Here is a 10968-nt window from a genome sequence, read left to right on the forward strand (position 1 = left end):
TTTAAGGGGCGAAAATGGCACGGCCACTCACGGCAACGGTAGATTTGGAGGCAATCTTACAAAACTACCGCTATGCAAAAAAATTACAGCCAACTTGTAAGGCGTTCGCTGTTGTTAAAAGCAATGCGTACGGGCATGGTGCGGTCGAAGTATCGCGTTACTTGGATAAAGAGGTGGATGCTTTTGCTGTGGCGGCTATTGAGGAAGCCATTGCTTTGCGTGACGCTGGCGTTGTTTCCCCTATTTTGCTGTTGGAAGGGGTGTTTGAGGGTGAGGAGTGGGCGCTGTGTGAAAAGCATGGCTTCTGGGCCGCTATCGAAAACACTCAGCAGCTTGATGAGTTGCGTGCTAGTCATGCCAAAATCGAAAAGGTTTTTTTGAAATTAGACTCTGGCATGCATCGCCTTGGTGTTGATAAAGAGGCTGCACCGTCATTCGTAACTGCTCTAAAAGAGAGTGGTCAAGTGGGTGAAGTGGTGCTTATGACGCACTTTGCTTGTGCCGATGATTTGTCTGATCTTACGACAATGAAGCAGTTGGCGTATTTTGAACAAACTCGGCAGTTAATTGGTGACATTGAATCCAGTGTCGCTAACTCGGCTGCCATAATGAAATGGAGTGTGCCTGAAGGTGGTTGGATTCGTCCCGGCATTATGTTGTACGGAATTTCACCTTTTGCAGAGGTGAGTGGGCGTGCAATGGGGCTACGACCTGCCATGACATTGTCGTCAAAAGTGATTTCGACACGTAAAGTCAGTAAAGGCGATAAAGTGGGTTATGGATTGGGTTATGTCGCCGCAGAAGACCATATGTTGGCGACGGTTGCAGTGGGTTATGGTGATGGTTACCCTCGCCATGCTGAAAACGGTACGCCCATGTTAGTGGGGGGTAAGCCCGCTTGTTTGGCTGGTCGAGTCTCGATGGATATGATTACTGTGCGTATGCAGGATTATTCTGCTGAACTTGCCATGGGCGAAGAGGTGGTTCTATGGGGTGGGGATGTTCCTGTCGAGGAGGTCGCCGACTACGCTGGTACTATAGGTTATGAATTGGTAACTAGAATGACAGCGCGACCTCATTATCGTTATACCCGCGGTGATCATTCTCAGTAGTCCTTTCTTAGAAAACCTTAGGCGAAAGTCGGTTTGTGTCAGCAAATTGGGCTTTTGCTTAAGGTTTGCACAAAATAAGCGTTAAATTACTATAGTTTCTTTTGAAAACACCTATCCTTTGCGTGTACTATTTTGTGCTTTTCATTGCATCGAGTAGGCATGTGTTAATCTGCCATTCACGCAATCCAATTCGTCCAGAAAATAGAGATAGAGACTCATCCCATTATGAAGAGTTCTGAGTTACGCCAGTCATTTTTATCGTACTTTGAAAGTAAGCAGCATCAAATCGTGGAATCCAGCTCTTTGGTACCAGGAAATGATCCGACTTTGTTGTTCACCAATGCTGGCATGGTCCAGTTTAAAGACGTGTTTTTGGGAGAGGATCTTCGCCCATATTCACGAGCAACAACGTCTCAGCGTTGTGTGCGAGCGGGTGGCAAGCACAATGACCTAGAAAACGTTGGTTATACGGCGCGTCATCATACTTTCTTTGAAATGCTAGGTAACTTCAGCTTTGGTGATTACTTTAAAAAAGATGCCATTCATTATGCTTGGGAGTTTCTAACCGTTGTGTTGAAGTTGCCAACAGAGAAACTCTTGGTAACGGTTTATGCTGAAGACGATGAAGCCTACGATATTTGGAATAAAGATATAGGTCTGCCTGCAGAAAAAATCGTTCGCATTGGCGATAACAAAGGTGGCCGTTACCAGTCTGATAACTTCTGGGCAATGGGCGACACAGGGCCATGCGGTCCTTGTACTGAAGTATTTTATGATCATGGTGAGCATATTTGGGGTGGGCCTCCAGGTTCTCCGGAAGAAGATGGTGACCGTTTTATCGAAATCTGGAACGTGGTCTTCATGCAGTTTAATCGTTCTGCTGATGGTGAGATGGCGCCTTTGCCTAAGCCTTCTGTTGATACTGGCATGGGCTTAGAACGTATTGCTGCAATTCTGCAAGGTGTTCACAGTAACTATGAAATCGATTTGTTTCAGAATCTAATCAAAGCTGCGGCAAAAGTTGTTGGTACTCAGGATCTGAGTGCGCAGTCTCTTCGCGTTATTGCAGACCATATTCGTTCTTGTTCCTTCATGATCGTCGATGGTGTGATTCCGTCGAATGAAGGTCGTGGTTATGTCTTGCGTCGTATTATTCGTCGTGCCATTCGTCACGGTAATAAGCTGGGTCAAAAAGGTGTCTTTTTCCATAAGTTGGTAGAAGCACTTGATGTTGAAATGGGTGAAGCTTACCCAGAGCTAACTAAGTTAAAAGAGCGTGTTGCTTCTATTCTCTTAAAAGAAGAAGAGCAGTTTGCTAAGACGCTTGATCAAGGGATGAAAATCCTTGAGGAAGCGATTTCTGAACTAGGCGATAAAAAAGTTATTCCTGGCGAGACAGTGTTTAAACTTTATGACACTTATGGTTTTCCAGCAGATTTAACCAATGATGTCGCTCGTGAGAATGATCTAGAAATTGATGAAGCTGGATTTGAAGTTGCAATGGATGCACAACGTGCTCGTGCTCGCTCAGCAAGCAATTTCTCTATGGATATGTCCGGCAGTATAAAGCTGGACTCTGTTACTGAGTTCACCGGTTATGACAATCTGGCTGGTACTTGCGAAATTGAAATGATCCTTGTTGACGGTGAATCTGTTCAGTCTATTGAGGCAGGTCAAGTTGCCGCTGTCGTTTTGAAATCGACTCCGTTTTACGCTGAGTCTGGTGGTCAAGTTGGTGACCAAGGTTGGTTGCGTGGCGCAGGAGCGTTCAAAGTTTCTAACACAACAAAACAAGCTAAGGCACACCTGCATTATGGTGAGTTAAAAGAAGGTAGTTTGACTGTTGGAGATCAAGTGACGGGTGAGGTAGATCGTACTTTGCGTATGGCTACAACATTGAATCACTCTGCGACTCACTTAATGCACGAAGCGTTGCGTCGTATTTTGGGGGATCATGTTCTGCAGAAAGGCTCTTTGGTAAACGCGGAACGTTTGCGTTTCGATTTTTCACATTTTGAAGGTGTGACAGCGACCGAAATTGAGCAAATCGAAGATATGGTAAACGAACAGATTCGTTTAAACCGTGCTGTAGAAACAGACATTATGGATGTCGAGTCCGCTAAAGCGAAAGGCGCTATGGCGTTATTTGGCGAAAAGTATGACAGCGAAGTGCGTGTGTTGACGATGGGCGCTGATTACTCGATTGAGTTATGTGGTGGTACTCACGTAAGCCGCACAGGTGACATTGGTTTCTTTAAAATCGTTTCAGAGAGCGGTATTGCAGCCGGTGTTCGTCGTATAGAAGCGGTGACGGGTAAAGTTGCGATTGATACAACGCGTCAAACAGAGTCAATTCTTGACGGTATTGCCAGTCTTGTTAAAGGCAATCAAGACAGTGTCCTAGATAAAGTTGTGGCCTTAAATGATCATGCTCGTAGCTTGCAAAAAGAGCTGGATGCAGTGAAAAGCAAAATGGCAGCTTTGGCTGGCGCTGATTTGGCTTCTCAGGCAGTGGATATCAATGGCGGTAAGTTGTTGGTCGCTCAAGTTGAAGTGGAAGATCCAAAAGCATTGCGCGATTTGCTTGATGAGTTGAAGAGCAAGCTTGAATCTGCCGTTATTCTTTTGGCAGCGGTGAATGATGGTAAGGTAAGTTTGATTGCTGGTGTAACAAAAGAACTGACTAAAAACGTGAAAGCGGGTGACCTGATTAAGATGGTTGCACCTTTGGTTGATGGTAAGGGCGGTGGTCGTCCTGATATGGCTCAGGCTGGTGGTAATAATCCAGATGGTTTGCCTGCTGCGCTTGCGTTAGTGCCTGATTGGGTTGCTGAACGAGTATAACTTGATACGCTCTGTTTGAGCTTTGATTTGGGTGATAGAAAGATTATGGCGTTGTTAGTTCAAAAATACGGCGGCACTTCGGTAGGTACTATAGAGCGTATCGAAGCGGTTGCAGATCGAGTGTTAAAGCATAAGCAACAAGGCGATGATATTGTCGTAGTTGTTTCGGCTATGAGTGGTGAGACCAATAGACTGATTGATCTTGCTAAAAGTATCAGTGCTTCACCTAATGCGCGGGAGATGGATGTTCTTTTGTCGACAGGGGAGCAGGTTACCATCGCTCTTTTGTCAATGGCGTTGATGAAGCGTGGGCTTGATGCTCGTTCTTATACGGGATCTCAAATTCGTATTACAACTGACAACGCACATGGTAAGGCTAGAATCCAAAAAATTGATACCGAAGCGATGCGTGCAGACTTAGATGCTGGACGAGTGATTGTCGCGGCCGGTTTTCAAGGGGCGGATGAGTTTGGCAATATTACGACTCTGGGGCGAGGTGGCTCAGATACGACTGGTGTGGCTCTGGCGGCGGCTTTAAAGGCGGATGAATGCCAGATCTACACGGACGTTGATGGCGTTTATACGACAGATCCTAGGGTTGTTGACAGTGCTCGACGTTTGGAAAAAATTACCTTTGAAGAAATGTTGGAAATGGCCAGTCTTGGTTCTAAAGTGTTGCAGATTCGCTCTGTAGAGTTTGCTGGTAAATATCAAGTGCCACTGAGGGTGCTGTCTAGTTTTGTTGAAGGTGAAGGTACATTGATTACAACTGAGGGGGTTAAGGGTATGGAGCAACCAGCGGTTTCTGGGATTGCATTCAATAGAGATGAGGCAAAGTTAACCCTGAAAGGTGTGCCTGATATACCAGGTATCGCTTCTCGTATTCTTGGCCCTATTAGTGATGCCAACATAGAAGTAGATATGATTGTTCAAAACGTATCTGTGGATGGTACGACTGACTTTACCTTTACTGTTCATCGCAATGAATATGATCAGGCGCTTGCAACATTGAATACGATTGCGAGTGAGCTTGGTGCGAAAGCCGTGTTGTCTGATGCTAAGATCGCTAAGGTGTCTATTGTGGGGGTGGGGATGCGCTCTCATGCAGGCGTGGCGAGCACAATGTTCAAGGCTTTGGCTGCTGAGTCGATAAATATTCAGTTGATTTCGACATCAGAAATTAAAGTTTCAGTCATTATTGATGAAAAATACATGGAGTTGGCTGTTCGAGCTTTACATTCAGCATTCAAATTAAACGAAGCGACACCAGGCGTGAGCGAAGCGTAACAATTGGATACATAAAACCCTGTACGAATGGATGGTTTAATTTTTAGAGAGGGGCTACAATAGCCTTTGTAGGAATTGCCCTACATCATGTGTAAGGCAATTCGACTAAAAACATTTAAAAGTTATTACAGGGAGATTACTCAAATGCTTATTCTTACTAGACGTGTTGGTGAAACTTTAATGGTTGGTGACGAGGTTTCTGTCACTGTATTAGGCGTAAAAGGTAATCAGGTTCGTATTGGTATTAATGCACCTAAAGATGTTTCTGTTCATCGTGAAGAGATTTATCTACGCATTCAAAAAGAACAAGACGATCAAGATTTAGAAGATTAATTTTAAAAAAAGCCTTTACAAGACAAATGTGTCGTATATAATGCGCCCCACTTGTTACGGAGAGTTGGCCGAGTGGCCGAAGGCGCGCCCCTGCTAAGGGTGTATGGGTTAACACTCATCGAGGGTTCGAATCCCTCACTCTCCGCCATTTCAAGTTTTATTTAGAGACTATCCTTTCTAAATAAAAAGAGAAAAGAAATTGCAGTGCACCCGTAGCTCAGCTGGATAGAGTACTCGGCTACGAACCGAGCGGTCAGAGGTTCGAATCCTCTCGGGTGCACCATTTCAAAAATACATTTTATTTTATCCAGAATAAAATGTAGGAATAAATTGCTATGCACCCGTAGCTCAGCTGGATAGAGTACTCGGCTACGAACCGAGCGGTCAGAGGTTCGAATCCTCTCGGGTGCACCATTCATTCCCCAATACATTTTTTATTTATCCACATTTAAAATGTACTAAAAAATTGTTATGCACCCGTAGCTCAGCTGGATAGAGTACTCGGCTACGAACCGAGCGGTCAGAGGTTCGAATCCTCTCGGGTGCACCATTTCCTTTTCTTATTTATCTCCCCAAATATTTATATCCTCCCAATATTTTTTACCTCCTTTGTTATTTCATTATTTCTTCAAAGCACGTTGTTATTTCGTCTGTATTTTTGCTACGACGTAGTGCCTGCAGGTTTTCTTTGATTTCTACAAAATTGAAGCGTAAGTGTCCGCACCATTGTTTTAACCTGCCAAGTGTTGCAACCTCATCATAGTGCTGTTTCAGTTCCTTAGTGTAAGTGCTGAATAGCTTTATAAAGATGGATTTATCAATGCTGCTTATTTCACCGTTTAGTTCGGCTCTTAGTTGTTGAAAAATAAATGGGTTATTAAGAGAACCTCTTCCAATCATAAAATGTTGGCAGCCTGTGATGGCTTGACAGCGCAATAGGGACTCTGTGTCTATGATGTCGCCATTTGCGACAACGATCATTTTTGTCTTGTCCTGAATTTCACCAATTTTTTCCCAGCGAGCCGGTGGCTTGTAGCCATCTTTTTTGGTCCGCCCATGGATGGTCAGTGTACCTACTCCAGCGGCTTCAATTGCTGCCACATTTTCAAATAATAGGTCTTCATTCTCGAAGCCTAAGCGAATTTTTGCAGAGACAGGGATTTCGTTTGGTAGGCTTTTGCGAATGGCGCTCATGATCTCGTGCAGCGTATCTGGCGTTTGCAGTAGTACTGAGCCACCGCCATGACCATTTACACGTTTTGCTGGACAGCCAAAATTTACATCGATATGTGTGGCACCAGCCTCAACAGCATTTAACGCACTGTGTGCCATGAGTTCAGCATTGCTGCCTAGTAATTGAGTGTGGACTGGGTGATTGTATTGTGTTTTTGCTGCCTGTTGGTTTTCAGGAATAAGGCGTTTAAATGTGCTTGAAGGAATGGGGTATTGCGTAACCCTAATGAATTCGGAAACTAAATAGTCCATTCCACCAATTCTGGAAAGTAATGCTCTCATTGTGTGATCCATAACACCCTCCATTGGGGCTACGGCCAGTACAATATTATTCTTGTGTGCTCTTTTAATGGGGAAAGGTGCTTTTTCTAGGGAATTGTTCACGAAATAAGTCTAACTGTTATGCAAAAAAAATATGAAACTGTTCTGGTTTATGATAAAAACTATCTATAACAAATAAACAGTGCTGTCGTGTGTGCATCTGATCACATTAGGTCTGTACAAACAAGGCAAGATAAATAAGGTGTTAATGCTATGAATGGGCTGATAGAAGATGGTTTTGGGCTGATGGTCTTGGGAATGGGGTTTGTTTTCCTGTTTCTGGTTGTCTTGATATATGCGACTAAGTTCATGTCGCGCCTGCTTAATAATTGGTTCCCTGAGCAAACTGTTGTTGCTCCAAATTCTGCGCCAAAGGTTTTGACCCCCTCTGGTGTCGATGCGCAACTGACAGCCGTTATTACCGCAGCAGTTCACCAGCATCAAAAAAGTAAAAAATCCTAATCTTATATTAATAACTTTACTCTCTACGAGGCAGAAACATGACAACAACAAAGCAACCTCTTGGCATTACTGATGTCGTTTTGCGTGATGCTCACCAATCTTTGTTTGCTACGCGTATGCGTATTGACGATATGCTTCCTATTGCTGAAAAGCTTGATCAAGTTGGCTTTTGGTCGCTTGAGTCTTGGGGCGGGGCGACGTTTGATGCTTGTATTCGCTTTATTGGTGAGGATCCATGGGAGCGTATTCGTGAGCTTAAAAAGGCAATGCCTAATACGCCTCAGCAAATGTTGTTGCGCGGGCAAAACTTGCTTGGTTACCGTCACTATGCCGATGATGTAGTTAATAAATTTGTGGAGCGGGCTGCGTTTAATGGCGTAGATGTTTTTCGAATCTTTGATGCAATGAATGATCCTCGTAACTTGGAAACGGCGATTAAGGCGGTTAAACAGCAGGGTAAGCATGCACAAGGCACTATTTCTTATACTAAGAGCCGAGTACATACAACTCAGAACTGGGTTGATTATGCCAAAACGCTTGAGGATATGGGTGCGGACTCTATTGCCATCAAGGATATGTCGGGGATTTTAACTCCATATGATGCTTTTGAGTTGGTGAGTTTGCTTAAAGCTCAAACTCAATTAGAAGTTCAATTGCATGCACACGCAACTTCTGGCTTGTCAGATATGACGATACTAAAAGCGGTTGAGGCTGGCGTGGATCGTGTTGATACTGCGATTTCTTCTATGTCGATGACATACGGTCATAGCGCAACAGAATCTGTAGTTGCAGCTTTGCAGGGTACAGATAGAGATACAGGTTTGGATTTAGAGTTGCTAGAAGAAATTGCTTCGTATTTCCGAGATGTAAGGAAAAAGTATGCGAAGTTTGAAGGGTCTCTTCGTGGTACAGATTCTCGTATTTTGATAGCTCAAGTTCCTGGTGGCATGTTAACGAACATGGAAAGTCAGTTGAAAGAGCAAGGTGCTGCAGATAAGTTTGATGAAGTGTTAAGAGAGATACCAAAAGTTCGTGAAGATCTAGGTTTGATTCCACTTGTTACGCCTACTTCTCAAATTGTTGGTACTCAGGCTGTTTTGAATGTCCTAACAGGTGAGCGTTATAAATCAATTTCAAAAGAGACAGCAGGTATTTTGAAAGGGGAATACGGTGCTGCCCCAGCTGAGTTTAATCGTGAATTGCAGGCGAGAGTGTTGGATGGTTCCGAGGCGATCACTTGCCGGCCAGCTGATTTGTTGTCACCAGAAATGGAGAAATTGACTGATGAATTGGTTGCTCTTGCCAAGGAAAAGAATATTTCCCTATCAAGTGATCAGATTGATGACGTTTTAACGTATGCTTTGTTTCCTCAAATCGGGCTGAAATTCTTGCAAAATCGCGGGGATTCTAGTGCTTTTGAGCCAGCTCCTTCCATTGAAGATGCTGTTGAAAGTACGTCAGTAGCGGTGAGCGCTCCTTCGAGCGAGGCGAGTGTTTATACTGTTTCAGTTTCAGGGCAGAGCTTTGTTGTTCAAGTGTCGGAAGGTGGTGATGTAAGTAATATTCAGCCAGTAGCAAGTGCTCAAGCTTCTCCGGTACCGGCATCAGCGCCAGCACAAGCTTCTGGCGAGGATGTGCCTTCTCCATTAGCGGGCAATATATTCAAAGTGCTCGTGTCTTCAGGGCAGCAAGTGAATGAAGGCGATACCGTCATGATTCTAGAGGCGATGAAAATGGAGACTGAGATCTCTGCGCCTAAGTCAGGTGTTGTGGGTTCCATTAATGTAAAAGAAGGTGACTCCGTACAGGTCGGTCAGTCGCTTCTCACTTTGTAATTAAAGGAACAAGTTTAAAATGGAAAACAAATTATTAAACCTTTACCACGATACTGGGATTTATCAGCTCGAATTTGGCCAGTTTGTGATGATCTGTGTCGGTTTGTTGTTGGTCTTTTTGGCGATAAAGAAAGGCTTTGAGCCGTTATTGCTGTTGCCTATCGGTATTGGGGCGGTGCTTGTCAATATTCCTGGTGCAGGATTTATGGCGGCTCCTGTCTATGATGCTGCTGGTCACATGGTGTCGCCAGGTGGGCTGCAATATTATATCTACCATGGAGGAATTGAGACGGGCTTGTTTCCGTTGCTCATTTTCATGGGGGTTGGAGCTATGACGGATTTCGGTCCTATGTTGGCGAACCCTAAAACCTTGCTCCTTGGGGCTGCAGCACAGTTTGGTATTTTTGCTACCGTAATTGGGGCGGTGCTTCTTGGTGCTTCAGGTATTATGGATTTCTCATTAGCGGATGCTGCTGCAATTGGTATTATTGGTGGTGCAGATGGTCCGACAGCCATTTTTGTTGCTAGTCGATTAGCTCCTGATTTATTGGGAGCCATTGCTGTTGCTGCTTATTCTTACATGGCGTTAGTTCCGCTTATTCAACCGCCAATAATGCGAGCGCTAACGACCAAAGAAGAGCGCTCTATTAAAATGGAGCAGCTTAGACCTGTTACTAAAAAAGAGAAGATTGTCTTCCCTATTGTTGTGACTATTCTTGTCGCTATGTTTTTGCCATCTGCAGCGCCTCTATTAGGGATGTTTTGTTTTGGTAACTTGATGCGAGAGTGTGGCGTTGTTAATCGCTTAAGCGATACGGCTCAAAATGCGTTGATTAATATTGTTACTATCTTCTTAGGTTTAGGGGTAGGGTCAAAGCTGAGTTCTGAGGCTTTCTTGAATTTAGAAACACTTGGAATATTAGGTTTGGGTTTGGTCGCTTTTTCTATTGGTACAGCTGCTGGCGTATTAATGGCGAAGGTAATGAATCGATTCTCCAATGAGGCTATAAACCCACTTATCGGCGCGGCAGGTGTTTCAGCTGTTCCCATGGCTGCGCGTGTCGCTAATAAAGTCGGGCTTGAAGCCAATAAACAAAACTTCCTATTGATGCATGCGATGGGGCCGAACGTTGCAGGTGTAATTGGTTCTGCTGTCGCGGCAGGCGTAATGTTGAGTTACGTTGGTGGTTAGCGTTTAGTTCTGTTCCAACAAAAAGACACCTAGGTGTCTTTTTGTTTATGTGGGGCTTAGAGAAGAAAAATAAAAACTTTTCATAAAAAGTGAAAAAAGAGCTTGCGCTAAAAAATTCAGAATGTATTATACGCCCCCACTGACACGGAGAATAACGCAAGCGAAGGTTTGCACTTACCAAGGTAAGTAAGTTGAACAAGGTGTCAAACGCTCTTTAAAATAGATAATCAGATAATTTGTGTGGGCGCTCGCTGGAGGCTTCAGAAGATCCTTTTAGGATCAAAAAAATTGAAGTCTTGCGAAACGTCTAACACGTCAATTCGCTTTATGTTGGCTTATTGTTTTTAGG

Annotated in this window: 8 protein-coding genes and 4 tRNA genes; 11 read left to right on the top strand and 1 reads right to left on the bottom strand. The window is 44.1% G+C overall.

Going from position 1 to position 10968, the window contains the following annotated elements; all coding sequences use genetic code 11:
* Positions 1-14 precede the first annotated feature (14 nt).
* From alr to DFP75_RS15770, 8 genes are all read left to right on the top strand, one after another.
* Complete coding sequence (alr, locus tag DFP75_RS15735) at positions 15-1112, top strand: alanine racemase (protein ID WP_110577002.1); 1098 nt, start codon at positions 15-17, stop codon at positions 1110-1112.
* A gap of 225 nt (positions 1113-1337) precedes the next feature.
* On the top strand, positions 1338-3956 hold the full coding sequence (gene alaS, locus DFP75_RS15740) for an alanine--tRNA ligase (RefSeq protein WP_110577003.1): 2619 nt from the start codon (positions 1338-1340) through the stop codon (positions 3954-3956).
* A 45-nt stretch (positions 3957-4001) separates the two neighbouring features.
* The gene (locus DFP75_RS15745) at positions 4002-5243 is read left to right on the top strand and encodes an aspartate kinase (RefSeq protein WP_110577004.1); all 1242 of its coding nucleotides are present in this window, start codon (positions 4002-4004) and stop codon (positions 5241-5243) included.
* A 144-nt stretch (positions 5244-5387) separates the two neighbouring features.
* Complete coding sequence (gene csrA / locus DFP75_RS15750; protein WP_110577005.1) at positions 5388-5576, top strand: carbon storage regulator CsrA; 189 nt, start codon at positions 5388-5390, stop codon at positions 5574-5576.
* Between the two features lie 58 nt (positions 5577-5634).
* Positions 5635-5724 (top strand) — tRNA-Ser (locus DFP75_RS15755).
* 58 nt (positions 5725-5782) lie between these two features.
* Positions 5783-5859, top strand: a tRNA-Arg gene (locus DFP75_RS15760).
* Positions 5860-5913: 54 nt separating this feature from the next.
* A tRNA-Arg gene (locus tag DFP75_RS15765) sits at positions 5914-5990 on the top strand.
* A 59-nt stretch (positions 5991-6049) separates the two neighbouring features.
* Positions 6050-6126, top strand: a tRNA-Arg gene (locus DFP75_RS15770).
* A 62-nt stretch (positions 6127-6188) separates the two neighbouring features.
* Here DFP75_RS15770 and DFP75_RS15775 read toward each other — a convergent pair.
* Positions 6189-7115 carry a tRNA dihydrouridine synthase gene (locus tag DFP75_RS15775; RefSeq protein ID WP_181417043.1) on the bottom strand — a complete coding sequence of 309 codons (927 nt, stop codon included), beginning with the start codon at positions 7113-7115 and terminating at the stop codon, positions 6189-6191.
* Positions 7116-7343: 228 nt separating this feature from the next.
* Here DFP75_RS15775 and DFP75_RS15780 point away from each other — a divergent pair, with 228 nt between their 5' ends.
* The 3 genes from DFP75_RS15780 to DFP75_RS15790 are packed head-to-tail and all read left to right on the top strand — an operon-like array spanning position 7344 to position 10619.
* Positions 7344-7592 carry an OadG family protein gene (locus DFP75_RS15780; protein ID WP_110577007.1) on the top strand — a complete coding sequence of 83 codons (249 nt, stop codon included), beginning with the start codon at positions 7344-7346 and terminating at the stop codon, positions 7590-7592.
* Positions 7593-7630: 38 nt separating this feature from the next.
* Entirely contained in the window at positions 7631-9427 is a 1797-nt protein-coding gene (gene oadA, locus DFP75_RS15785; RefSeq protein ID WP_110577008.1) for a sodium-extruding oxaloacetate decarboxylase subunit alpha, read from the top strand.
* 19 nt (positions 9428-9446) lie between these two features.
* Entirely contained in the window at positions 9447-10619 is a 1173-nt protein-coding gene (locus DFP75_RS15790) for a sodium ion-translocating decarboxylase subunit beta (RefSeq protein WP_110577009.1), read from the top strand.
* Positions 10620-10968 lie beyond the last annotated feature (349 nt).

This window comes from Marinomonas alcarazii, from assembly GCF_003208215.1.
In the GTDB taxonomy this organism is placed as follows: domain Bacteria; phylum Pseudomonadota; class Gammaproteobacteria; order Pseudomonadales; family Marinomonadaceae; genus Marinomonas; species Marinomonas alcarazii.

Coding starts and splice junctions, on each gene's coding strand:
- alr (WP_110577002.1), top strand. CDS start 15: ATGGCACGGCCACTCACGGCAACGGTAGATTTGGAGGCAATCTTACAA.
- alaS (WP_110577003.1), top strand. CDS start 1,338: ATGAAGAGTTCTGAGTTACGCCAGTCATTTTTATCGTACTTTGAAAGT.
- DFP75_RS15745 (WP_110577004.1), top strand. CDS start 4,002: ATGGCGTTGTTAGTTCAAAAATACGGCGGCACTTCGGTAGGTACTATA.
- csrA (WP_110577005.1), top strand. CDS start 5,388: ATGCTTATTCTTACTAGACGTGTTGGTGAAACTTTAATGGTTGGTGAC.
- DFP75_RS15775 (WP_181417043.1), bottom strand. CDS start 7,115: ATGGAGGGTGTTATGGATCACACAATGAGAGCATTACTTTCCAGAATT.
- DFP75_RS15780 (WP_110577007.1), top strand. CDS start 7,344: ATGAATGGGCTGATAGAAGATGGTTTTGGGCTGATGGTCTTGGGAATG.
- oadA (WP_110577008.1), top strand. CDS start 7,631: ATGACAACAACAAAGCAACCTCTTGGCATTACTGATGTCGTTTTGCGT.
- DFP75_RS15790 (WP_110577009.1), top strand. CDS start 9,447: ATGGAAAACAAATTATTAAACCTTTACCACGATACTGGGATTTATCAG.